The sequence below is a fragment of the Kribbella pratensis genome (genome assembly GCF_004365355.1).
In the GTDB taxonomy this organism is placed as follows: Bacteria; Actinomycetota; Actinomycetes; order Propionibacteriales; family Kribbellaceae; genus Kribbella.
Window position 1 is genome coordinate 3,435,925 of the sequence record NZ_SODP01000001.1, and the last position, 24,551, is coordinate 3,460,475.

Consider the following 24,551-nt stretch of genomic DNA (forward strand, 5'->3'; position numbering starts at 1 on the left):
AGGTGCTCGGTGCGGTGCATCGGCGCGCGGGGGCGAAGGGGTCGATGCGGAGCATCGTTCCCTTTGCACCCGTGCGGCGAGGTGCCGTGCCGAGTGCCGCGCAGTAGGCGTGGGGCCAACCGGCACGGCCTCACTCCTGTCGTTCGGTACGGGTCCTCAGGTGTCGTGCTCGAGAATCCGGACCCGCGGCACCTTGAGGAGCTTGCGGGCCTTGGCCGACCAGTCGGAGCAGACGAACCGGGCCGCGGTCTCGGGCCAGGCGACCACGACGACCTCTTTGCTACCGGTGGTCTTCACCATCTGCATCAGCGCCAGCAGGATCTCGCCGTGGGTGATGGAGACGTGGACCTGGTAACCGCTCGCGGCCCGGAGGCGGCGTGAGCTGTGTTCGATCACCGACGCGAGGTCGACGGCCGGGTCCGCGAGGGTGGCCGTCGGTGTTCGGCTCGGAGTGGCCACGGGACCGACCCGCGCCGACGGAGCGGTCGCCGAGCCGGTCACGGCCGCGCTGCCGGTCATGCCGGCCACGTCCGCGAACGTCGACCCCAGCAACGCCATCGGACCGCCGAAGCCGCTGTCCGGATGACTGGAGACCAGCAGGTGGTACTCAACGGCTTCTTCGTGTCTTGCGTACAGGGCGGCAACGCGGCGCGCGTCGCCCTCGCTCATCTCCCGCTCGATGAGCACCACCACGTCGTACGTCATTCGTGGCTCCCTTCGCGTCAATTCCGTTGTACTCCTGCACCGGAGCGCGCCAAAGCGACACCCCCGCCTCCGTCACGGAACTGTCAAACAATTCTCAGGCCCCTGCCAGACTCGCCCGAGCGCAGGGGCCGCGCCTCAGACCGAGCGCAGGGTCGCCCGGGCGCGGGTGTCGGGCGCCAGTACGGCGAGCAGGTGCGGCGCGTCGACCAAGGTCACGCTCGCGCGGTCGAGCAGACGCGGATGCAGCGCATACACCTCCGCGCCCGATCGCGGCGTCACGTCACCAGCCAGAACCGCGACGAAATCCGCCCGGTCGGCGGCGTCCTCGTCCCACCGCCGGTCGGGCTCCAACCGAGCCGTGACGCGCCGCGCGAACGCCGCGAGCTCCTCGGACGGCTGCCGCTGATACCCGACGACCGATCCGTCGGCGCACCGGACCGCGATCTCGTCGGTCCGCGCGGCCGCGTGCCAGCAGCAGATCTCCCACAGGCTGACCCGATCGCCCGACCCGTGCACTTCCTCCAGCGTCGCAGCCACCAGCCCGAGCCGGCCGCCGTACTTCGCGACGTTGTGACCGTATCCGGCCGCGCCGAGGTTCACGTCGTACCAGCGCAGCTCCTTGGTGTGCAGGTCGACGCCGAACGGCATCAGGATCTTCGCCGGCCCGGACAGGTCGAACCGCTCCTCGACCGCGGCCGGGTCGAACAGACCATTTGGTTGCCGCATCACCCCGACGAACCCGCGCTCCAACTGATCGAACGGCACGTCGTTGTAGCTGAACACGATCGGCAGCACGTAACGCCCCTCGACCCGGCGCACCGCGCGCAGGTCGATGTCCACGAACTCCGTCGACCCCCGCGGAGCCGGCGCCGACGTCAGGTCGCCGGAGTGCACCAGCGCGTCCTGGTCGACGCGCAGCCGCGTGTAATCGCACAGCCCGGCGAACGCCCACTCCTCGTCGAACACCGCGACGGACAGATCGAGATCGATCCGCCGACCGGCCGGCTCGACCCAGTGCAGGAACAGCCGCAGCAACTCGTCCTGCGGGATCGGCACCGCACTCCCCCGCGTCATCCGCAGCAGACTCGACGACGTACTCCGCTCCGAACCGGGCGCCGCCAGCCGTGCCAGCTCCTCGTCCAGGAACGCCCGGCGCCACCGCGGCAGATCCGTTGCCCGACGCAACATTTCACCGGTCAGGACGCCGGACAGCTCCATGGCGAGCTCGCTCGGCAACGGCTCGCGGTCGTCGACCGACGTCCAGATCCGGGCCGTCCCGCCGCGTGGGAAGAACAGTCGCAGATCACCGGGCGGAGTCCGGACCTGACCGAGCGCGGCGGTGATCACCACTGGCGAGACGTCCGACACCGCGATCGTCAGTGCCTCGACGAGATCGGCGTGGTGCTCGGGCGGAAGCACGCGTGCCAAGTGCACCAGGCAGCGTACCAACTCGCCTGGACGCTCACGCAGCAGGTCGAGCGCCTGCTCTGGCCGGCCTTGCGCGAAGGCGCCCTCGACCCGAGCGGCGAACGTGCTCGTCACGAGCCGCCCGTCCTCGACGCGAATCAACGGATGCTGCGCCGCCTCACCCGCCACTGCTCGCCCGGCCGCGGTCGCGAGATCCAGCTCGGTACGACGAAGTACTGCGAACGCGAGCGCCGCGACCGGGCAGCGGGCCGCGAACTCGAACGGGTGCAGGTTCTCCGCGATCCGCTTCCAGGCCCGCTCGTGGCGCAGCAGGTCCTCGGTCAGCGTCTCCACCGGTAGCCGGTCCAACCGTTGCAGCAGCAGCCGTCGGGTTGCCCGCGGCAACGACTTCCGCCGGACCGGCGGTGTCCGCAGCCCGGGGTCGGCGTCCATCAGCGCGTAGATCACTCGCAGTACGTCGGTCGCGGTGTCGGTGCGATCGATCAGCTCCGGATCGTCGGCGAGGAAGTGCGCGATGACGAGCGCTCGGGTCTCGCGGACCGGGATCTCGTCCGGCAGCCACGACGGGTCGGCGCCGTCGAGCAGCACCAACAGGTCGGCCCGATCCGCGGCCGAGAGCGGCGCGCGCCGCGCGAGCAGGGACTCGGCTGTCTCACGGGCCGAGTCGTCCGTTGCCAGTGAGAGCAGGCGAAGACAGTCCGAGCGGACGTGTGCGGGCTGCTCCTCGTCGAACGACGGCTTGAGGAACGGGTCCTTGCGATCGATCCGGCGCAGGCAGAGCGGGCACGCGCTGAAGTCCGACCCGTCCCAGCACGTCCGGCAGACCAGATGGGCACACGGCGAGACCGGATGCACTGTCTTGGTGTCGCCGCAGAGCACGCAGGGCTGGTCGGGCTCCTGGAGGAGACGAGCGAAGACCCTGTTGATGTAGAAGGTCTCGGTGTTGCCCGGCACGCTCTCCGGGAAGCCGCGGAACAGCGGCGTGTGGTGGGTGTCGTGACCGGACTCGGCATCGAGCAGGTCGAGCAGCGCTCTGCCGAAGCCGGCGAGGGCGGGAGCCGACAGCGAGGCGCAGTACCGGTAGAGGCCGACGGACAGCAGGAAGCCCCGCTGGATCAGGTCGGCCTGGAGCGCGGACAGTCCGGCCTGGATCGTGAGCGGACGGCGGAGCCATTGCCAGGCTGTCCGGCGCACCGCCGGAGTCAGGGTGGTGACATCCACCAGCCGGCGCCGGCGCAGCAGGACTTGCGCTGATTCTTCCGGCATGGCGTCTCCCCCGCTGGCGTCCTGTGCTGCTGCGTGCTGTGATGACGGCGCCAGGGGCGGAGAGCGGACGCGCTACTTGGCCTGGTGAAGGAGAAGGAAGCACGTCCAGGAGCCGCCCCTGGCACTGAGAACGCTACCGGGGCCCACCGACAGTTTCTGGGCCGCAACAGGAGCCCACAAAGAAGAGCTCCGGTAGCAGGGTCGGGGCCGCCCCGCCCAGACCCCGCTACCGGAGATCTACAGAGTAGAACGTTCACCCAAATACTGCGCTACCGGGTCCCCCAATCTGGCCCCGAACTGGCACAGATGCGCCGCGAGTAAACCCTTGAGGTGCCGCCGGACACGGAGTTGATCACCCTCGGAAGGTGTCGGGCCACGGAATGTGGTTAACGTCGTAGGTATGTCGGTTGCGGTGGTCGAGCGAGCCCGCTGGCGTGACGTCTTCGGGCACGCCGAGTTCCGGGCGTTGTTCCTGGCAGGAGTGCTGTCGGTGGCGGGCGATCAGCTCGCGCGGGTAGCGCTGTCGGTGCTGGTCTTCGACCGGACCTCGTCGGCCGGGCTGACCGCGTTGACCTACGCGCTGACCTACGTACCGGACCTGTTGTTCGGGCCGCTGCTGGCCGGGTTCGCCGACCGGTACCCGCGACGTACGGTGATGATCGTCACCGATGTCGCACGGGCGATTCTCGTTGCAGGGATGGCGATCCAGGCACTGCCGCTGTTCGTGGTGATCCTGCTGCTGGTGGCGTTGCAGGCGTTCGGTTCGCCGTTCAACGCGGCGCGTGGGGCGACGCTGCCCGCCGTACTCCCGGGTGACCACTACGTCCTCGGCAAGGCCGCGAACGACATGGTCGTCCAGTTCAGCCAGGTCCTCGGCTTCGGCTTCGGCGGTGCCGTCGTGGTCGCCGTGGGGACGTCAGGCGGCCTGCTCCTCGACGCCGCCACCTTCGTCCTGTCGGCCCTCCTGATCACCTTCGGAGTACGCCGACGACCCGCCCCGGCAAGTGGCACAGATGCGCCACCAGCGAGCTATCTGAAGGATCTGACCTCCGGCATCGCCCTGGTGGCCCGCACCCCGAAACTCCGCACCCTCGTCCTCCTGGCCACCATCGCCGGCTTCTACGTCACCGTAGAGGGCCTAGCGGTCCCTTACGCGCACGAAATTGGCTATGGCCCCACGACCGCGGGAGTCCTGCTCGCCGCAAGTCCTGCCGGCTGTGTGCTCGGGATGTGGCTGATCACGCTGTGGTCGCCGGAGCGGCGGCTGAGACTCCTCGGACCGCTGGCGGTCGCGGCATGTGTCCCGCTGGCCTTCTGTGCGCTCCAGCCGGGCCCCGCGGTGACCTTCTGTCTCTGGGCACTGTCCGGGGCCGCATCGGCGTACCACCTGCCGACCAGCGCCGCGTTCGTCCAGGCTGTGCCCGATCACCAGCGGGGCAAGGCCTTCGGCGTTGCGGGTACCGCGCTGAAGGGCAGCCAGGGCCTCGGAATTCTGCTGGTCGGGTTGCTGGCAGGACCTTTCGGCGCTTCCGGCGCACTCGCCGTGATGGGCGTCGTGGGGGCATTGCTGGCGGCCGCGGCGGGCGGCGCCTGGGCGCGCGCCCGCCGAATCGACGACCATTCCGGAGAATGACTTGTCGGGATAAATTCCGGGCCGTCCGGTTCAGCCCGTGAGCGGGTTCTCCGGAATGTAAGACCGAGGTAAAGATTTACCTTTCGTCACCAATCGTTACCACCATTGGCGGTGCGCGGCGCGAACCAGTCGTTACCGCCGCGGAACCAGTCGTTGCCGCCACCGGTGAACCAGTCGTTCCCGCCGGTGAACCAGTCGTTCCCACCGTGGAACCAATCGTTGCCGCCGGTGAACCAGTCGTTGCCGGTGCCGTTACTGCGCGTCGTCTTCTGCATGATTCTCGACCCTTCTGGAGTGCCCAACTGGTGGAATGACCCGGACACGGGCGTGACGTGACGTGAACAGGTCGTTACGATGAACGCATAACCGCTCAGATCGACCGTGTGTGAGGCTCATATGATTCTGATCGGTCGGAGCAGTTGGGGGCCACCCCGGCAATGGAAGCTCTGGTCGTTGCCGAGGACTGCTTTGGCTTATGTTCTCGCTATTGATGTGATTGCGGTCACGATTACCACAGTGGCGGTTCGCAGCACGCTGGTCGGGCCGAACTCCGGCGTCCGGCACTCGGAGTGGGTCGCATTCGTCGTCCTTGCCGTCGCGTCGACCCTCCACCTGGAGTGTGCCCGCGGGATCGAGCGCCGACGCGAGACTGCGGCCAACACTTCACCCCACACGAATCTGAAGTGCCTGTGGATCTTTGCGGCCCTGCTGCTGCTCCCGCTGTCGCTGGTCATCCCGCTGGTGGTGCTGGCCTACGCCTACTCCTGGTTCCGCGTGTACGGGCGGACCGTTGCGCACCGCAAGGTCTTCTCAGCAGCGACCTACATCCTCGCCAGCGCAGCAGCCGCCGCCGTACTGCGCGCCGGGGGCCTGCTGACCGAGCCGCGGGTGCCGACCGGCTTCTGGTCGCTGCTGGTCGTGATGGCCGCGGCCGGGACCTGGTGGCTGGTGAACTACGCGCTGGTGATCGGCGCCATCCTGCTCGCCTCGCCGGAGGCCACTGCACGTGAGGCGCTCGGTGAGCTGTCAGACCAGCTGGTCGTATGTGCCGGTCTGGGGTTGGGCGTAGCGATCGCTGCGGTCCAGTCGTCGTACCCATGGGTCGTCCCTGTGCTCATGGTGACGGTGATGGCGCTGCACCGGGATCTGCTGCTTCCGCAGTACCAGCGGGCCGCTGGGACCGACTCGAAGACCGGTCTGGCGACCTCGTCGTACTGGGCGAGCGCAGTGCCCGCTGAGCTGGCCCGTGCGGACACTCTGCGCAGCACGGTCGGTCTGCTGATGCTGGACCTCGACAGGTTCAAGGAGATCAACGACACCTACGGCCACCCGGCCGGTGACGAGGCGCTGCGTGCAGTCGGCGAGGCGATCCGGGCCGAGGTGCGGCACGGCGATCTGGTCGCACGGGTCGGCGGAGACGAGCTGGCGGTCCTGCTGCCCGGCGCGTCCGAGACCGAGGTGATGGAGATCGCGGAGCGGATCCGAGAGCGGCTCGTGAGCCTCACGGTGTCGGTCGGTACGACGAACGGCGGCAAGGCGGCGATCACCGGCGTACCGGCATCTTTCGGTGCGGCGATCTACCCGCATGTCGCGAACACCATGGACCAGCTCATCCTCGCCGCCGACGACGCACTACTGACGGCCAAGCGGGCCGGGCGCAACCAGATCGTCGCCGCGCTCCCCAGCCCGCCGGCCGTCACCGATCACGCCGAGAATGCCGAGAATGCCGACCGCGCCGACCGCGCCGACCGCGCCGAGCAGTCAGAGCGCTCTGACTCGGCGGACCACCACGTCAGCGACTGACTCTGATCAGTGCCTTGCCGCGGAGGGTTCGGTCCTCCAGGGCTTGGTGGGCGGTGGGTAGGTGGTCGAGGTCGTAGACCTGGTCGATGACAGGGGTCAGGTCGCCGGCGGTCGCGCGGGTGATGACGTCGGTGCCGGTGATGGTTGTGGTGGTCGAGTCGGCGCGGAGGTCCATGATGCCCTTGAGGGTGACGCCGCGGCGGATGGCTTCGGCGGGGTCGATGGGGGCGAAGTTGCCGCTGGGGGCGCCGTGGGCGGAGAACCAGCCGCCGTCCTTCACCACGCTGAAGGCGGCCGCGCCCAGTTCGCCGCCGGCGCCTTCGAAGACGATGTCGGCGCCGCGATTGCTGGTTGCCTCGAGAACCGACTTCTCCCAGGACGGCTTGCTGTAGTCGATCAGCATGTCGGCGCCCTGGGCTCGGCTCAACTGGAGCTTCTCCTCGCCGCGGGCGGCCGCGATCACGTGTGCGCCGGCCTTGTGGGCGAGCTGGATCAGGAGCAGGCCCATCCCGCCGGCCGAGGCGGTGATCAGTACGTCCTGGCCGGTCATCGAAGGCGCCAGCTCCTCGAGCATGAGTGCGGTGAGCCCGTCGCCGTACACCGCGACCGCGGTCTGCAGGTCGAGCTGGGGTGGCACCTCGACCAGGTCGGTCGTGGTGAGGGCGAGCTCGGCGTGCGCACCGAAGCCGTCCGCTCGGCCGACGACGGTCTTGCCGATCCAGTCCGCCGGTACGTCGGGGCCGACCGCGCGGACCCGTCCGCCGAGGGTGCCTCCCGGGACGTAGGGCGGCTCGACGTCGAAGAACTTGCCGTGCCCGCCGCGGCGGATCGCGGTCTCGACGAAGATGACGTCCGCGAACTCCACCTCGACGAGCACCTGGCCCGCTCCGGGCTCGGGGTCCGGTAGGTCGCGGGTCTCGATCACGTCCGGGCCGCCGAACTTGGTCACTACTGCTGCACGCATAGCTGCACTCTCTCCGGTTGTCTTCGGGGTTCCGAGACTGCAACCTCAACGTTGGTTCAGGTCAAGCGCGGGAGTTGTCGGTGGTCCGGCGTACTGTGCAGGGCATGCTCGACGCCGTCTTCGTTCCGGCCGACCCGCCGCGCGCGGGCCGGCTGGCGCTGTACGGCGACCTGGCCGCGGCCGGCGAGCAGCCTGATGGCACGGTCGACCTCGTGCTGCCGCGTGGTTCGACGGTCCGGCGTACGACGGTGCCTGCTCGGCTCCTGTCCATGCCCGAGCTGCTCGTCCGCCTGACCGGCCCCGACATAGGCCCAGGCGTCGACTCCGACGGTTGGGCCGCTAGTTGGGCTGCGTGGCGGGCGGCCGGGCTGGCGGGACTGGTGCTGATCGGCCGCGGGCGCCTCGTTCCGGATCGCAGCCCCGAGGGGTACGGCGCTTGGCGCGTCGCTCCGCTCGACCCGATCGACCGCGCCTGGCTGCGAAACCTCAGCGCCGCCATGCCTGCGCACGGTCATGCCCTGCCGATCGAAGGCACCCGACCGGTCCGCCTGGTCGACCCCGAGCAACTCGTCCGCGCGTTCTGGGACGCACTCGCCGACAGCCTCGTCCGGACGCCGGCGGCAGCTGTCGCCACGCGCCCTGGTGCCGCGCCGTTCGCCGCCGCCGATCCGACCACGCTGATCGGACCGTCCGGCTGGCTCGACGAGACGGCCCTCGCCGAGGAGGCAGGCGCTCGCCTGGTCCTCCGGATCGAGCCACCCGAGCTGCCGCAGGAAACGTTCCGCGGCGTCCTGCAGTTGCGCAGCGGTCTCGATCCGAGCTTGCTGGTCGACGTCGCGGACATGTGGAACGCGCCGGCCGCCGTACTCACAGCCCTCGGCGAGCGCGCCGAGACCGACCTCCTCCTCGCCCTCCGCCGCGGGGCACGAGTCTGGCCGCCGCTGGGAGCCGCGCTGCGCGACGCAGCTCCGGAGGAGGTCGGCATCGACGACGACGCGCTCGAGGAGCTGGCCGAAGGAAGCCCTGCATTAGAAGGCGCAGGCATCGAGGTGCTCTGGCCGACCGACCTGTTCGCCGGCGAGCTGGCCGTCCGCGGCTCGGTCGCCACGCCGACTCCCGGCGCGATCACCGGCCCGGACTTCAGCCTGAACGATCTGGTCGCGTTCCGCTGGCGACCGACGCTCGACGGCCAGGACCTGACCGAAGCCGAGGTCGCCGCGCTCGCGGAAGCGAAACGGCCGATGATCCGCATGCGCGGCCGCTGGATCCGCGTCGACCAAGATGTCGTACGCCGGCTGCGCAACGGCTCCACGCGCAAGCTGACGGGCGCCGAGGCGCTCGGCGCGGCGCTGACCGGGACCATCGATGTCGACGGTGAGCTCGTTCCTTTCGACGCGGATGGTTCGCTGGCCGCGATGCTCGCCCGGCTGCGTACGGCCGAGGAGCCGGCTCCGTTCACCGATCCGGTCGGCCTGCGCGCGACCCTCCGCGATTACCAGCGACGCGGCGTCGCGTGGATGGCGCAGCTCGCCAACCTCGGCCTCGGCGGCTGCCTGGCCGACGACATGGGACTGGGCAAGACGATCCAGGTGATCGCGCTGCACCTCCAGCTGGAGCGGCGCGGCCCGACGCTGGTCGTCTGCCCGTCGACCCTGCTCGGCACGTGGGAGCGCGAGTTCGAGCGATTCGCCCCCGACGTACCGACGCGGCGCTACCACGGCGCGGGCCGGATGCTGAGCGACATCGCGCCCGACGAGGTGGTGCTGACGACGTACGGCGTGGTGCGTCAGGACCACCGTGTTCTCGGCGAGGTGGCGTGGGGCCTGGTCGTCGCGGACGAGGCACAACACGCGAAGAACCCGTTGTCCCGCACGGCTCGCGCGCTGCGAACGTTGCCCTCAGCAACGAGGATCGCGCTGACCGGTACGCCGGTGGAGAATCGTCTGTCCGAGCTCTGGTCGATCCTCGACTGGTCGGCGCCGGGGCTGCTCGGGACGCTCGACCGGTTCCGCCACGACGTCGCCGTACCCGTCGAGCGGTTCCACGACGAGGAGGCGACCGCGCGGCTCGCCCGGGTGACGCGGCCGTTCCTGCTGCGACGGCGCAAGAGCGATCCGGGGATTGCTCCGGAGCTTCCGCAGAAGTCGGAGCGCGATGTCGTCGTACCGCTGACCGCCGAGCAGGCCACGCTCTACCAAGCGGTGGCGAAGGAGACGCTCGCCAAGATCGAGGAGGCGGAGGGCATCGCGCGACGCGGGCTCGTGCTGAGTCTGCTCACGCAACTGAAGCAGGTATGCAACCACCCGGCGCAGTTCCTGCACGAGCCCGGTCCGCTGGAGCGACGCTCGGGCAAGCTCGCCGCGCTGGACGAGCTGCTCGACGTGATCCTGGCCGAGGGCGAATCCGTGCTGATCTTCAGTCAGTACGTCGAGATGTGCCGGCTGATCGAAGCGCATCTGGCGGCGCGGCAGATCAAGTCGTTGTTCTTGCACGGCGGGATCGGGGTGCGGAAGCGCGAGCAGCTGGTCGCGGACTTCCAATCCGGTGCGGCGCAGGTCTTCTTGCTGTCGTTGAAGGCCGGCGGGGTCGGGCTGACGCTGACGCGGGCCACGCACGTCGTGCATTACGACCGCTGGTGGAACCCTGCGGTCGAGGATCAGGCGACCGACCGTGCGTACCGGATCGGCCAGGACCGCCCGGTGCAGGTCCATCGCCTCGTCACCGAGAACACGCTGGAAGACCGGATCTCGACCGTCATCAACGCGAAGCGCGACCTCGCCGATGCTGTGGTCGGCTCGGGCGAGGCGTGGCTGAGCGAGCTGTCGGATGCCGAGCTCACCGAGCTGGTCGAGCTCTCGACGACCCCGGCCAAGTCCGGCTCGGCGAGTGCGTACAACCCTTCTGCCGTTGGGAAATCCGATGGCTGACGAAGACCGGGTGCCGTGGCAGGGGTGGCGGCGGAAGGGGGAGGACGCCGGGCTGCCTGCGGCGAAGGGGCCGGGGAGCCGTCGGCCGTTCGGGGCGACGTGGTGGGGTCGCGCGTGGTTGGAGGCGTTGGAGCAGCGCGCTCGGCTTGACCCGGGGCGATTGTCGCGTGGACGGTCGTACGCGCGGCGCGGGAGTGTTGTCGACCTGACGGTGAGTCCGGGAGAGGTTGAGGCCGTAGTACAGGGCAGCCGCGTCACGCCGTACCAGGTGACGGTGCGGATCCGCGCGTTCTCGAGCGCGGAGTGGGATTCTGTGCTCGAGGTGGTGTCGGCGCAGATTGGTCGGGTCGCGGCGCTGCTGGATGGGGAGATGCCGCCCGAGGTCATCGACGATGTGGGCGATGCGGGGCTCGAGCTCCTGCCCGGAGCCGGCGAAGTCCTCACGCACTGCACCTGCCCCGACTTTGCCGTTCCCTGCAAGCATTCCGCGGCCGTCTGCTACCTCATTGCGGACGCGTTGGACGACGACCCGTTCGCGTTGCTCCTCCTCCGCGGTCGGCGCAAAGACGAACTCTTGGCAGCCCTCCGCACCCGCCGCGGCTCGCCGGCCGCCCCAGTCGTCGCACCCCGTACTCCCCCACCGGCCGGCATCCCCGCAATAGCAGCGTTTGCTCGCCACCTGACACCTGAGACCCCGTCAACTGTTCCTGTGCCTGCACCACCTAGGCCGCTCGCTGCGCCCGGTGTGCCTGCAGCTGTGCGAGTCCTCGACCCACCGCGCTCGTCCGGCGTCGACGTACGAGATCTCGTCGCCCTGGCAACCGATGCCGCTCGACGCGCCTGGGAGCTGGCGTCCGGCGACGGAGACGGCGGCCTCAACCTCACCTTCGAGCAAGACCTGGCCCGTAGAGCAGCCAAGGCTCTAGGCACGCCAGAACTAGCCGACCTGGCCCACCGCGCCGGCATCTCCTCCCGTCAACTAACCACCTGGGCCGTCGCCTGGCGCGAAGCCGGCCCCGGCGGCCTGGCCGTCACCCTCGACGACCCGGTCGCAGTCATCCCAGTCACCCCCGACGCCCTGACCGAAGCCCTCGAGGCCCTCCCCAACGCCACCGTCGAAGCCAACCGAGTCGCCTCAGGCAAACTCCAACTCCGCCTAGGGCAAGACAACCTCTGGTACCGCTTCGACCAACACTTCAGCGACTGGACCCTGGCCGGCCCTCCATCTCCAGACCCCAAGGATCTCCTCTAAGCTCCGACTGACGTACCTGGGGAGGGTGCACCACCATGCGCCGAATCACAGCCGCGATAGCTGTCCTACTGCTCGGCCTGGCCGCCTGCGACAGCCACACCGCGCAGCGGGTCGTGCCGACGCCGGCACCAGCAGCAAACCTGTGCGAGCGGCTCGCCCCGCGGCTCACCGGTTGGAAGGCCGCGGAGGCAGAGTCGCGCCTCACCGCGCCGCTCGCGGACAACTGCTCGTTGGTCGACACGACACAGGAGTTCCATCGGGTCTGGGTCGCTCTGTCCGCGATCCCGGTCACCGACGCGCAGTTCGCTCAGTCCCGCAAGGGCGACACCGAGTGGGTCACAGGAATGCAGTACGCAGCCAAAGTCATCGACGGTGAGGTCGGGCCGGGGTCATGGGCTGTCGACCCGGCGGCCGCCGCTCCCTGGCTCGTCTTCCGCGCCGGCAACCGTCCGGTCGAGCTACGCATGGTGAACGACGGCTCAGGCACGTTGGACGAACTCCGATCCATCGCGCAGACGATCGTCGGGCTGCCCGGCGGCCTTCCCACAGCGCCGGCCATCATCGCTCAGCCGGAGTGCGCCCGCGGCACTGCGGCAGCCGAGCGACTACTCGGCGAGAAGGCGGTGCTGCGGCGAGACACCCTGACCGACGGCTACTTGTGGTGCCAGCGGGGCTCGGCGACCCGCTCGGTTGCGGTCAGATCCGGTGGCCTGGGCTCGGATCCGGCGCTCGACTTCGGCTACGTGAAAGGCGGGTTCACGTCGCATCGGGTGAATGTCGGCGCCGAGGGCTGGCAGCAGACAGACGGCGAATTGGCGTTCCGCACCACCAAAGACGCTTACGTCGAATTGGTGGCAACCCCGGACAGCACGCTGAACGCAGGCCTGCTCGTCGCCCTCGCCCAAGCGATCGCACCGGCCTACGAATGAATCAGCGGCCTCTGCGCAGGGTGGTGTGTTCTTCGAGGGCTGGGATCAGGTGCTCGGCGATCTTGGCGTGGCCGGCAACGGTCGGGTGGACCTGGTCGGTGCAGTCGTCCTCAGTGATCCAGCCGGTGGAGTCGATGTAGACGAGGTCGGGATCGTCGAGGGACTTCACCGCGGCCTCGATCGTGTCGGCGTGCTTGCCGTTGAACGGCGTCAGCGCCACGATCGTCGTCTCCGGGTACGCCGCGCGCACCCGCCGTACACAACCGGCGTACTCGTCGACGTCCAGCGTCGGATCGTTCACGCCGAGGTTGATCACGACCACGTCGGACGGCTCGACGCGCTCGGCCGGTGAGCCGGCGAAGTTCCAGCCGAACGAGTCCACGCCGGCCGGCACCTCGCCGTTCCCCGGCTTGCTGATCCCCTGGCTCCCGAACCCGACCTGGTACGACGTCGCGCCGAAGGCCCGCGCGGTCAGGTACGCGTACGACGTCGTGCCGTCCGCGCCCTCGGACTCCGGGTGCTCGCTCAGCGACTGAACGCCCTGCGTGATCGAGTCGCCGTAGAACTCCATCCGCGGACCGCCTGGCCGGCCGCTCAGTCGGAGCCGCGTGTTCACGTCGAGCACGAGACCGGCGAACACGACCGCGCACTCGAGCGGCGGGTTCCACCGGTTCGCGTGCTCGTTGACATCCTTGACCACGACCTCGACGCGGTGCCGACCGTCGGGCGCCGAGAGCTCGACAACCGGCCCCTCGATCACCTGCAACTCCGGCTCGCCGTCATCGACCGTGATCCACAGGTGCGGCGCGACCGTGAGCCCGTCGGTGTCGAAGAGCAGCTGAACCCGCTCACCGGCGTACGAGAACGAGATCCGCGAACCGGAGTTCACGGTGATCGCCACACCGGGCTGGTGTCCCCACTGTCCTTCCAGGACGATGCGCGGATCAGACGGGGCGACGACCTCGCCAGGCTCGAACGGCACAGCACACTCCTCGGTCTCGGTTGCTGTGCCATTCTGCCTGGCCGTGCTGTCCAAGAGGTCACCATCCCGCCTTCCGAGCCCGCGCCTCGAACAGCAGGATGCCCGCCGACAGCGCGACGTTCAGCGAGTCCGCCTGCCCGAGCATCGGGATCGACACCGCGTCGAACCCCTCGTCATGCCACTCCCGCGACAGCCCCGAGCCCTCCGAACCGACCACGAACGCCGTCGGCCCGTCGTACTGCGGAACGCGATACGTCCCCGTTGCCGCTGGATCGGCGAGGTGGACGCGAAAGCGATGGCTCCGCAACCACGCCGCGGCGGACGGGATGTCGTCGAACTCCAGGATCGGTGTCGAGAGGACGGTGCCGCGGCTCGCGGAGTACACGGACGGATGCGTCGGCCGGGCCCGCCTGCTCGTCAGGATGAGGCAGTCGGCGTTGGCGGCGTCCGCCGTACGGATCAGGGTGCCGAGGTTTCCGGCGTACTCGACGCCGTCCGCGACCAGCACCAGCGACTCGTTGGTGAACTCGAACGCATGCGGCCGCCACTCCGGGAGCCGTGCGATTGAGATCAGGCCGTCGGAACGGGTCTTGCGGGAGAGACGGGCGAGCAGCTTCTCCGAGATGCGGTAGACCTCGGTGGCGCGTTCCGCGATCCGGTGAACCTCGGTCGTGGCGAGCTGCGTCGTGGCCATGTCGGGGCACCAGAAGAACGCGTCGATGGTGGCGGTCGTGGTGAGCAGGCGGTCGTGTTCCCAACTGCCTTCGACCATGATCCGGCCGGGTGAACCGTCCTTCCGCAGGGTCAGCAGGTCACGGACACGGGGATGTTGCGCGCCGATGGAACGCGCCGAGTGGGCGAATGGGTGCACAGTCATGTGCAAGCTCCGGATGGAGAGAATCAGCAAGCGCGCCGGGGACCCTGCGGCAGGGTCCGCACCGGCGGGGCGACGCCCGTGGGGCGCCGTGGTACTGACGCGGCCTGTCGACCGCGTCAGCCAAGGATTCTCATCACATCTCGGATGGTAGGCAGCCCGGCCGCACGCGTCATCCGGTTTTCCACAGCACCAGCCGCGATCCAGTTGTCCACAGGCTCGTGGCGGGTGAGTTTTGGTCTGTCGGTGCGGGTGGTTAGAGTCCTTTTCTCTGGTAGCCCAGTTGTCGTCTCAGGCGCTATCACACGGGAGGGAGTGCGGGATGGACGCGACACTGCTCGACGCCGAGGCCGAGGCGGCCGTGCTGCGCGTCTACCGTCAGGTCTTCGCCGTGCTCGCCCGCGAGGCCGGCGCGATGATCGTCGACCCCGACCTCCTCGACGTCGACCAGGCCATCCTGGACGCGTTCGCCGAGGCCGGCAGCGACGGTCTCACGGTCGAGCAGGCCACGCTCGCCTGCCGGGCATATCCGCACGACATGATCGTCCGCCGCTTCGAAGTGCTCCGGCAGTACGGCGCGATCACCAAACTCGTCGACCGTCCGAACGAGCTGCGTCACCGCGCCGCCTTCGCGCCGTACGTGATGCTGATGTTCCTGCGCCGGATGTCCGTCCAGGGCGGTCAGGCCGAGCTTCACCAACTGCTCACCCTCGAGGCGCACAGTGTCAGCGACCCGCACGCGACCGCTGATGAGGGCAAGGCGTCGATCGGGCGGATGACCAAGGTCTTCCGACTCCTCGGGAACGAGCTGGCGATCCTGGTGTCGACGAGCACCACGGCCCAGCTCCGCGAGAACGCGCAGCTCGCCTGGGGCAACGAGCGCCTGATCGAACAGGCCGAGAAGGTTCACCGGATCGTTCTCGAGCGCTGGCCAGAGCTGCATCGCGACTGCACTTCGCTCCGCATGGCCCTCGCGGCGTATGCCGACGCCGTGCAACTCGCCGCCGGCCGCCTGGTCGAGCGAGCGGGTACGACGCGGGCGCTCGGACTGCTCCCGATCGAAACGTGGCTGACGTTCACGCGTAGCAGTGAGCCCGATGCGCTCGCCGCCGTACTCGATGGCCTTCTCTTTGATGCTGCAGCTCCGGACTTCTCGCCGCAGACGATGGTCGAGGCAGTCGAGACGGGACGACGGTCCGGCAGCGCCCGGATGGCCCCGCCGCGCCCGACCGCGGATGCCGACGCGCCTGAGTCCGCGGCCGCGACGGATCGCGAAGACCTGCGCGCGGAGGCCGAGCGGGTGCTGGCCGGACGGCCCGAGGTCGACATCGTGGAGGTCGTCGACCAAGCGGGCGACTGGATCACCGCCCGACGCGTGCTGGCCGAGCTGACCGCGGCGCACTTGCACGACGAGCTCGACTACGAGCTGGTCTGGTCCGACGGCATGCGGATCGACCCGACCGCGGGGACACCGTGGGCGACCGAAGGCATCTTCCGCCGGGTGGCGCGATGAGCACCGAAGCCGTTGAGCGCCGGCTCTACAACGCGTTGTGGTGGGCGAAGGTGCAGTCCGCCGGACCGCTCGAGGTCGACCCCGACACGCCCGCCGTCGCCGGCCTCACCCGTGCAGCATCACCGGATGGGTCGACCGTCTGGCTCGTGCCCACGCTCCCATCGGGCGCAGGTCATAGCGTCCTCGAAGAGCTCGGCGCTCCCCCGGTCGCCGTCGAGCAGCCGAACGAGACCGCCCGCCTGCTCGCGATCTGCGTCACCTGCTGCTGGACGGACCGCAGCGCACCGGCTTGGCCGGGTGTGACCGGCACGCTCGCCCAGATCAGATCCGTGTACGCCGGGATGCGCGGCCGGCCCGAGCAGTCGAGCGACCTGACCCTGATCATCGGCAGCCTCCGCCGCCTGCACGCCACGCACTGGATCCGCTGGGACGAGAAGACCGCCGAGGTCCGACTCGGTCCGCGTGTCGTCACTTGGACCGCGACCGACCTGTCGACCCTCCGCGACCTGTGCCGCCATCTCCCCGAGCCACCGCCCGCTGAGCTGTCCACCCGACCTGAGCCGGAGAGCGACGAGCGCCAGGAGGTGCTGGATGACTGAGCAGCATGCCCTGTTCGACTCGTTGCTCCAGGACCTCAGCGACCGCGCGCGCGACGAAGTGCTCGCCGCTTTCAGCGCAGTGCAGTACGCCGCGCATCCGGTCGCCGAAGTACAGCTGGCCGGCCTCCGCGACGTGACGCTTCGCCGGCAAGTACAGCGGATGCTCAAGCTCATCGGCCGCACGCTCGTTCACGTCGACGGCACGCATTGGACCGCCGGGTACGACGACGACATCGCAGCGAGCCTGGTCGCACAGGGCTGGCAGCCGTTGTCAGTCATCGACCGCGCAGTGCTTGTGCTGGTGCTGGTCCATTCCGTCGCGATCCCCCGCAGCGAAGGCATCCTCACCGGCGACAGCTGGAAGTCCGCGCGGCCGACCACGGTCGACGAGTTGCGGACGACGCGGATCAGCGGCGAGGAGCGACGCCTGTCCCTGCAGCGATTGCGCGCCGCCGGGTTGATCCAGCTCTCCGGCGATCACTCCAGCGGGCCGTCGTACATCCCGGGTCCGCAACTGCAGCGCCTGACACCGGCAGCACGCCGACGACTGCAGGACCAACTGATCCTCGCCGCCGCCCCGGCCAGCCCGATCGCCGAAGCCATCCGCGCCCGCACCGGCAGCCCCGTAGCAGTCGCAGCAGTAGGAGATGAGACATGAGCGCCGCAGCAGCCGAGGACGGGCCGTTCGACATCCTTGGGTCCAAGGTGCTGCTCGGAGTGCAGGTCGTCGACCTGTCGCGCCTGTCGACACACCCGATCCCGATGATCGGCCGCGGCCTGATCACGGTCGCCGGCCAGGGCCCGACCGACTCCAACGGCGCGGGCAAGTCGTCGTGGATCGCCGCGCTCAGTCTCCTGCACGCCGACGACCAGTGGCGCCTCACCAGCGGCGCTCCGGGCGCAGCCGAGTTGCTGTTCACCGCGGAAGCGGCCGGCCAGGAAGGGAACTGGTCGAACGTCGACCGCGGCTACATCGTCGGCGTCTTCTCCGATCCCGAGCTGACCGACCTCGACGAGGTCGAGGCGGCCGCGATCACCGTCTGGATCCGGATCAATCGCAAGGCGTCGTACATCGATCTCCGCTGGAAACAGGGCCTGCACATCCCGTACGGCGCGACCGAGGCCGAGCGGGCCGCCGGCGCCGACGCACTATGGGCCGCCCTCCCGCACTCCAACGGCCGCACCGACTTCCACGCCAACAAGCTGTCCCAGGTTCTGTACGGCGGCCAGGTCCGCTGCGTCTCGTTCCTGTCGACCTCGGTGCGCTCGAGCCCGACCGCCAACCTGCTCGCGGAGCCGCTCAACGAGCTCGGCCCGGCCCGGATCTTCAACGCGATCGCGACCCTCACGGGTCTCGACCACGAGCTCGAGCAGGAGCAGGCGCACCGCTCCGCCGAGCACACCCAGCGCGAGGCGACCAAGCAGGCGACGGCCGATCTGCAGCGGTGGGAGCAGGAGATGGCGACCGTCGAGGCCGGCATCCTGCAGCGCGCCGCGGCGCGGGAAGCGCTGGCGGCGGCCAAGGAGTCGTGGCAGGCGCGCAACGCCCGGCACCTGATCGACGGTGACGCCCGCAACCGCGAGATCCTCCAGGAGCTCGGCGTCCTCGACGAACGTGTTGCTGAGCAGGAAGCCCGGAAGGAATCTGTCGACACGGAGATAGATGCCTTCGGCAACGAAGAGGGTCTGCTCCGGGACGTCCAGCTGACCCGTCAGGAGCGGGACAAGCTCGACGCCCGCGACCGCGAACTCGATATGGCCCAGCGTTCTGTGCGCGAGCAGTTGGAGCGGCTCGGTCAGGAGCACCGACGGCTGACCGAGGCCGGCCGCTCGGCGGACGGCCGCGACCTGACCGTCGCGGCCGAGGAGCAGGCCGAGGCACGCGAAATTCTCGAAGAGCACATCGGCCGCGACCACGCCGCGCGGGTGGCCGTAGAGCACACGGAGGCTGAGCTCCGTGAGGCCGAGAGCGGTCAGACCGTGTCCGCGACCCAGCAGCAGGTGCTGGAGACGGCCGGCATCGAGTGCGGCGCCCTGACCGACATCACCGAGCTGCCGGAGTCCGACCGGGCCGAGTGGGAGCCGCGGCTCGCGCCGTACCGCGAGGCCGTGGTCATCGACGCCGGTGACGCGACCGTCGCGACGACCGCGCTGGCCGACGCTGGGTACCCCGGATTCCTGCTGGTGCTGGCCAATCGTCCGGGCGCGCCGACGTTGCGCCGCGGGCCGAAGTCGGCGGACAAGCGGTTCGCACTGGACGGATTCTTCGCCGCCCTGGGCGAACGCGCGACCAAGGAGAACATCGACGAAGCAGCCGGTGTGGTCGCTGTCGGCCAGTTCGACGAGCCGATCACCGGCCGGACCGCCCGGATCCAGGCGGCCGGGCGTCGCGTGGAAGCAGCCAAGGCGGCCCGCGCCGTCGCATCCGCCGCGCTGGAGCAGGCGCGATCCCGGGTCGAGCAGGCAGAGCGCCGGACCGCGGCCGCCCAGGCGCTCGCCGATGCGGACGCGATCCAGGAGCAGATCCTGCAGCTCCGCGAGACTATCGACCGGCACGAATCCGATCGGGACTCGCTCGCGCCACAACTCCAAGCAGCAAAGGAATCGGCGGAGGCCGCGGCCGGCCAGCAGTTGGTGCGCGACGAGCGCCTGAAGAACCTCGAGTCGACCCGCCGCGAGCACGACCGCATCCTCGACGACCTGATCGGCCGCCGGCTCGCGCTGCTGGAAGAGCAGACCGCACTCGACCACACCACGCGGACCACGGCATGGGGCGGCACGCCCGCCGAGGCGGAGGAATTCATCCTCGGCCTGCCGGACGACGCGCAACGCCGTACGACGGCCGACTGGAACCACCAGGCCTGCACGCAGCTCGACGACGTCATCCGCCGCTGTTTCCCGAATGCTCGCTCGCGCGAGGAGATCCCGACCGAGCTCTGGGAGATTCTGAACGGCCCCGAGGGCTGGACGAACGGCACCCTGGGCGACCGCGTCGGCCTGGTGCCGGCGCTGCACCGGACGCTGAGCAGCCACCTCGCGCAGCACGAGACGTTCGACAGCTTGCAGCAACAGCAGATCGCCAGCCAGCGCGCCGAGCGAAACGCCGCTCTCGAACGCGCCCGAGAAGGCCTCGACGAAGCGGAGAGCACGGCCCGTGCCCACCGCACCTCACTTGCCGACGGCATCAAAGCGCGACTTAGCCTGGTCTCGCAGGAGTTCGACCGCCTCGACCAGCAGTACGGCGGGTACGGCGCGAAGCTCGAATTCCCCGAGCCCGACCCGCCGGCCGAGCCCGACAAACCGTGGCGCTGGACGGTCACGCCGAAGTGGCGTCGGTCGGAAGGCGGTCCGTTCTCCGCGTTCAACGTGAAGGGCAACACGGCCCAGATGGACGAGAAGGCGGTCAAGCTTGTCTGCGCCGCAGCACTCGCCGGTGGTTCGGATCGTCCGCTGCTGCTGATCCTCGACGAGCTCGGCCGCAACCTCGGTTCGCAGCACCGCCGCGAGGCAGTCGCGTTGTTCGAGCAGATCGGTCGCGACCGGAACATCACGGTCATCGGCGCGCTGCAGGACGACATGGAGCGGTACGCACTCGCGTCGTCCCGGCTGTACGTCAAGCTTCGGCGGAGCTCGGACACGATGCCGTACAACCAGGCGCCGGTCGTGAAGGGCAACGAGGACAACGCCGCCCGGGTCGAGCTGCTCCGCGAGTGGATGACGTCGTACCGCGGCTCCACGCCGACGCTGGAGCTGGCCTCGCCGACGCTTGCGTAGAGCCTGGGTTGCCAGGCCCGGGTTGCGCTGGAGAGGCCGCGAGGTCTTGACCTCGCGGCGGGGGTCCTCATACTCACGAGGTGAGAGCGCTCTCTTCCTACCGCCCCAGGGAGATCCACATGCTGCCACGCCAGGCTTTGCTCACCGCGTCCCTCCGGCTGCGACTACTGCAGGCTGCTGTCGTCGGGCTTGCGTTGTCCGCCAGCCCACTGACGGCCGAAGCGCGGGTGCAGGCAGACCAGGTGTGCTCGGTCTCGTGCGACACGCTCGATCCGTCGAAGGCGCAGGAGGAGACCTTCCCCGTGCCGGAGAAGGTGATCAACGGGCGTCACGTCGTACTGCATGTCTCTGACAAGGACACGATGGCGTGGGCCAGCATCGACGGCGGCGTGACCAACGATGCAGTGTGGCTGGACCGCAGCTGGGACGGCGGCGCGACCTGGGACGGTCTGCTCGGCAAGGCCTGGATCCCGTCCGGATGGACCGGCACGCGCACGCTGATGTACAACCTCGCTGATCCGGCACGACACCGGCGCGGCCTGGTCCGCGCGTGCGGCGATGCGGCCGGCGTCGACTGCACCGCCTGGGTACATACCTCGGTCTGCGCGGCGGCCTGCGACGGCAGCGACGGACCGTCCGGCGACAATCAGCCGGTCCCGTCGACGACGTTGTCCAACCGCACGATCTCGCTCCACATCGACAACCGCGGCATGGCCTGGGGAACGATCTCCAACGGCACTGCCGGCGACGAGATCTGGCTGGACCGCTCGTGGAACGAGGGCGCATCCTGGCCCGACGGTTCGTCACTCGGCCGGACCAGTGTCGGCTCCGGAGCAACGTCGACGAGCACGCGGCTCTACGCGACGACCGACCCACTCTCCAAGCTGTACGGCGGGGCAGTCCGCGCTTGCGGACGAGCCGTCGAAGGCCAGAACGGCAGTTGTACGGCGTGGGCGCGGCCCGCCTCCGATCGCACCGGCGCAGCCGCCGAGACGTTGATGTACTCGTACCAGCCGAATACGGCGTGGTGGCCCTCGAGCTGGTGGAACTCGGCGGTCGCGGTGACCACGCTGATGGATTACCAGCAGCGCACCCGCCGTACCGATCTGCGCTGGATCGTGAACGAGGTGTTCGAGAAGAACAAAGGTGTCTTCCCGGCCGGTCAGAAGAGCGGGGATTCGTTGGAGGGGAACTTCATCAGCCGCGCAATCGACGACACCGAGTGGTGGGGTATCGCCTGGGTCGAGGCCTACGACCTCACCGGCGATCAGCGGTACCTGAACATGGCGGTCACGATCGCGAATTACGTGCAGGGCTACTGGGACACGGGGACGTGTGGCGGCGGCGTGTGGTGGGATCGCGAGCGCACGTACAAGAACGCGGTGACCAACGGCCTCTACATCCGGCTGACCGCGGCGCTGCACAACCGGATCGCCGGAGACAGCCTCTGGTTGCAGCGGGCAACGGCGGGCTGGAACTGGTTCCGCGCGAGCGGGATGATCAACTCGGCCGGCTTGGTCAACGACGGCCTGACGGGATCGTGCACCAACAACGGGCAGACGGTCTGGACGTATAACCAGGGACTGGCGGTCGGCGGTGCGCTCGAACTCTGGCGAGCAACCGGCGACGGTTCGCTGCTCGTCGAGGCGAGGCAGTTGGGCGATGCGGCGATGTCGTCGTCAGTGCTGAGCCCGGGCGGCATCCTCAGCGAATCGTGCGATGCGGCCGGGAACTGCGACGACAACCAGAAGCAGTTCAAGGGCGTGTTTATGCGCTACCTGATGGATCTGGCCGACTCCACCGGCGATGCGTCGTACCGGACGTATGCGCAGCGACAGGCCGACTCGATCTGGCAGAACGACCGCGATTCGCTCAACAGACTCGGTCAGCGATGGGCCGGCGGCGGCAGCACTGCGCGTGACTGGCGTACGCAGGCGAGCGCCTTGAGCGGGCTGCTGGCGGCGACCTCGAAGAGCTGAATTCTTTGACAGTTGTCCAGATTTCGCTGGGTGGTTACCAAAATCGGACCCCGGTGCTGACCACTGACCGGTGGGTACAGCAGACTGGTCCGGTGACGCTTCCAGAGACCGATATGACCCGCTCACACCGAGTAGGCGGACCTCTGGTCAAGCGGTTGCATCACGGCGTACCGTCACCTGCATCCGGCGCCGCAGTGTCACCTCCGCAGATCCGGCCGCCTCATGATCGGAGGGCGTGAATGGCTTCCTGGCTGCTCCGCGCCCAATGGTCGCACCGTGACGAATCCGTCGAGCAACGCGCGCTCCGCGTCGGCCGCACGCTAACCGCTGTCGCCGTCGCGTTCCCCGACGTGCACAACTGGACGCAGGACGAGCGCTGGGGGTACCACGTCCTCGAGGCTGACGGCTCGACTCCCCTGCAGGAGATGGTCGAGGCCACTACGAAGGTGCTCGCGAACGGCACGAGTACGACGCGCCTCCACCTGCAGAGCACCGGTGAGCTGCCGTGGCTGTTCGACCTGTCAATGGGCGGGACGATGACCACCATCTCGGACCAGCTGACTCTGCACTGGAGCGACGAGGACGCACTGAGGCAGTCCGAGCGCTTCGCCCAGGTGCTGCGCGCCGTCGTCACGGTCTGGGAGCCCGACTGGGCCAGCATCGCCGACACCGAGCTCGCCGCTGCGGCCGGCGTCTTCCGGCGCGGTATCCCGATGATGGGCTGGCTGACGTACGTCCGCGGCATGGTCGCCGGTGCGCCCGGCATCGACATCACGCTCACGCCGTACGAGCGTGGCACTCTGCTCCAGGCGCCCGTCTCCCCCATCGACCTGACGCCGGTCCACATCTGCGCAGCAGCCGCACTCGTCGGGATCGCACCCGAGTAGGAGCTAGCTGGTCACCACCAGGTGGTGATCCCAGCGCTCAACCTCGTCAGCCGTCGGCACCTCGAACGTGGCGCTCCACTCCTCGAGCTCTTTCCGACTGACCCGGAACGTCGCACCCGGCAAGTTCTCATTTCGCTGCCTGAGCCGCTCCCACAGAACGTCGAGCGGAAGATCCAGTACGACGATCTCCGCGCTCGCACCCAACTGTTGCGCCCGGGTCCGGAACAAGTCGCGCTCTTCCTCGGACCAGCAGCCGTAGTCGAGAATCACGTCGACCCCGAGCTCCAGCGCCCGCGCGGCGACGCCCCAGAGCATCTGGGATTCCAGCACCCAGCGTCGTCCATCAACCTCACTGGCGTCGAAGAGCGCGTCCATCCACTCATCCGGCGTCAATCGAATCGCCTTGCGCTCCTCTTCGAGCCGTCGAGCCCACGACGTCTTGCCGGCGCCCGGCAAACCCACGATCAACACCATCACAGCCACGCACCGATCCTAAATGGGCGGGTGTCTGATCCGTTCAAGACTCAGGGTGTGGTGCCAAGGCATGGTCAGACCATGCCAACCAAGCAATCGAGCGATCTGACCAGTCTGATGAACGTTGGTGCGGCGGTAGCCGGCTATCTGGGCCGTGCCGGGATCACGCAAGTCGACGACCTCGCCGGCCGCGATCCCTTCGAGATCTACGAAACGATCTGCGAACGGGACGGCATACGGCACGACCCGTGTCTGCTCGACACAATCATGTCGGCGACAGATCAGGCCAACGGCAAGCCGGCTCGTCCGTGGTGGTCGTACACGCCCCAACGCAAGCAGCTCCTGCAGATGCGGCGCTAGACGAACGACAACCGGCCAGAGAACCGGCCAGAGAACCTCTACGTGAAACTGCGAGTAGAGCTGGGTGGGTGCGGCTAGCCGGTGGGAACTGGTCGGTGGGAACTGGTCATGGAAATGTTAAGGGCCACCCCGGGTGGGGTGGCCCTTAACAGTGTGAATGTCCGGCGGCGTCCTACTCTCCCACGACCTCCCGGTCGCAGTA

At 68.9% G+C, this 24,551-nt stretch carries 19 protein-coding genes; 12 read left to right on the plus strand and 7 right to left on the minus strand.

The features are described 5' to 3' along the window. Positions 1-156: 156 nt before the first annotated feature. Entirely contained in the window at positions 157-705 is a 549-nt protein-coding gene (locus tag EV653_RS16300; RefSeq protein WP_134103674.1) for a hypothetical protein, read from the minus strand. 135 nt (positions 706-840) lie between these two features. After that, positions 841-3,399: an MXAN_6230/SCO0854 family RING domain-containing protein gene (locus EV653_RS16305; RefSeq protein ID WP_134103676.1), complete on the minus strand. Its 2,559-nt coding sequence runs from the start codon at positions 3,397-3,399 to the stop codon at positions 841-843. Positions 3,400-3,799: 400 nt separating this feature from the next. Between EV653_RS16305 and EV653_RS16310 the strand changes: the two genes are divergently transcribed. Beyond that, positions 3,800-5,032, plus strand: a complete 1,233-nt coding sequence (locus EV653_RS16310; RefSeq protein ID WP_134103678.1) for an MFS transporter — start codon at positions 3,800-3,802, stop codon at positions 5,030-5,032. An 86-nt stretch (positions 5,033-5,118) separates the two neighbouring features. Here EV653_RS16310 and EV653_RS16315 read toward each other — a convergent pair whose 3' ends face one another. Further along, positions 5,119-5,307, minus strand: coding sequence for a DEAD/DEAH box helicase (locus EV653_RS16315; RefSeq protein ID WP_134103680.1), 189 nt, complete (start codon positions 5,305-5,307; stop codon positions 5,119-5,121). A gap of 241 nt (positions 5,308-5,548) precedes the next feature. Between EV653_RS16315 and EV653_RS16320 the strand changes: the two genes are divergently transcribed. After that, positions 5,549-6,835 carry a GGDEF domain-containing protein gene (locus EV653_RS16320; protein ID WP_238159773.1) on the plus strand — a complete coding sequence of 429 codons (1,287 nt, stop codon included), beginning with the start codon at positions 5,549-5,551 and terminating at the stop codon, positions 6,833-6,835. On the opposite strand, the gene EV653_RS16325 is transcribed toward EV653_RS16320, so the two are convergent. Continuing rightward, a complete protein-coding gene (locus EV653_RS16325) occupies positions 6,825-7,799 on the minus strand; it encodes a zinc-binding dehydrogenase (RefSeq protein WP_134103684.1) in 975 nt (324 codons plus the stop codon). The genes EV653_RS16320 and EV653_RS16325 overlap by 11 nt on opposite strands. Positions 7,800-7,879: 80 nt before the next feature. On the opposite strand from EV653_RS16325, the gene EV653_RS16330 reads away from it, so the two are divergent. From EV653_RS16330 to EV653_RS16340, 3 genes are read left to right on the plus strand one after another with little or no spacing between them, the layout of a single operon-like run. Then, positions 7,880-10,726 carry a DEAD/DEAH box helicase gene (locus tag EV653_RS16330; RefSeq protein ID WP_238159774.1) on the plus strand — a complete coding sequence of 949 codons (2,847 nt, stop codon included), beginning with the start codon at positions 7,880-7,882 and terminating at the stop codon, positions 10,724-10,726. Then, a complete protein-coding gene (locus EV653_RS16335) occupies positions 10,719-11,978 on the plus strand; it encodes an SWIM zinc finger family protein (protein WP_134103686.1) in 1,260 nt (419 codons plus the stop codon). Before EV653_RS16330 ends, EV653_RS16335 begins: the two co-directional genes overlap by 8 nt. 35 nt (positions 11,979-12,013) lie before the next feature. After that, positions 12,014-12,907, plus strand: a complete 894-nt coding sequence (locus EV653_RS16340) for a hypothetical protein (protein ID WP_134103688.1) — start codon at positions 12,014-12,016, stop codon at positions 12,905-12,907. Between the two features lies 1 nt (position 12,908). Here the strand turns inward: EV653_RS16340 and EV653_RS16345 are convergent, their stop codons facing one another. Together EV653_RS16345 and EV653_RS16350 are read right to left on the minus strand one after the other, a co-directional pair. Further along, positions 12,909-13,889, minus strand: coding sequence for an SGNH/GDSL hydrolase family protein (locus EV653_RS16345; RefSeq protein WP_238159775.1), 981 nt, complete (start codon positions 13,887-13,889; stop codon positions 12,909-12,911). Between the two features lie 58 nt (positions 13,890-13,947). Next, complete coding sequence (locus EV653_RS16350) at positions 13,948-14,766, minus strand: TrmH family RNA methyltransferase (protein WP_134103690.1); 819 nt, start codon at positions 14,764-14,766, stop codon at positions 13,948-13,950. A gap of 319 nt (positions 14,767-15,085) precedes the next feature. On the opposite strand from EV653_RS16350, the gene EV653_RS16355 reads away from it, so the two are divergent. The 6 genes from EV653_RS16355 to EV653_RS16380 all read left to right on the plus strand — a co-directional run bounded on the left by EV653_RS16355 (position 15,086) and on the right by EV653_RS16380 (position 23,515). Then, positions 15,086-16,276, plus strand: coding sequence for a hypothetical protein (locus tag EV653_RS16355; RefSeq protein WP_134103692.1), 1,191 nt, complete (start codon positions 15,086-15,088; stop codon positions 16,274-16,276). Further along, a complete protein-coding gene (locus tag EV653_RS16360) occupies positions 16,273-16,875 on the plus strand; it encodes a hypothetical protein (protein ID WP_202871615.1) in 603 nt (200 codons plus the stop codon). Before EV653_RS16355 ends, EV653_RS16360 begins: the two co-directional genes overlap by 4 nt. Beyond that, positions 16,868-17,533 (plus strand): hypothetical protein, encoded by a 666-nt coding sequence (locus tag EV653_RS16365; RefSeq protein ID WP_134103694.1) that lies wholly within the window; start codon positions 16,868-16,870, stop codon positions 17,531-17,533. The genes EV653_RS16360 and EV653_RS16365 overlap by 8 nt, the downstream gene beginning before the upstream one ends. Continuing rightward, on the plus strand, positions 17,530-20,649 hold the full coding sequence (locus tag EV653_RS16370; RefSeq protein ID WP_134103696.1) for a chromosome segregation ATPase: 3,120 nt from the start codon (positions 17,530-17,532) through the stop codon (positions 20,647-20,649). The genes EV653_RS16365 and EV653_RS16370 overlap by 4 nt, the downstream gene beginning before the upstream one ends. A gap of 119 nt (positions 20,650-20,768) precedes the next feature. After that, a complete protein-coding gene (locus EV653_RS42135; RefSeq protein WP_134103698.1) occupies positions 20,769-22,628 on the plus strand; it encodes a glycoside hydrolase family 76 protein in 1,860 nt (619 codons plus the stop codon). A gap of 239 nt (positions 22,629-22,867) precedes the next feature. Further along, on the plus strand, positions 22,868-23,515 hold the full coding sequence (locus EV653_RS16380) for a hypothetical protein (protein WP_134103700.1): 648 nt from the start codon (positions 22,868-22,870) through the stop codon (positions 23,513-23,515). Between the two features lie 3 nt (positions 23,516-23,518). On the opposite strand, the gene EV653_RS16385 is transcribed toward EV653_RS16380, so the two are convergent. Further along, on the minus strand, positions 23,519-23,989 hold the full coding sequence (locus EV653_RS16385; RefSeq protein ID WP_134104323.1) for an AAA family ATPase: 471 nt from the start codon (positions 23,987-23,989) through the stop codon (positions 23,519-23,521). 81 nt (positions 23,990-24,070) lie between these two features. Between EV653_RS16385 and EV653_RS16390 the strand changes: the two genes are divergently transcribed. Continuing rightward, entirely contained in the window at positions 24,071-24,349 is a 279-nt protein-coding gene (locus EV653_RS16390; protein WP_134103702.1) for a helix-hairpin-helix domain-containing protein, read from the plus strand. Positions 24,350-24,551: the final 202 nt, after the last annotated feature.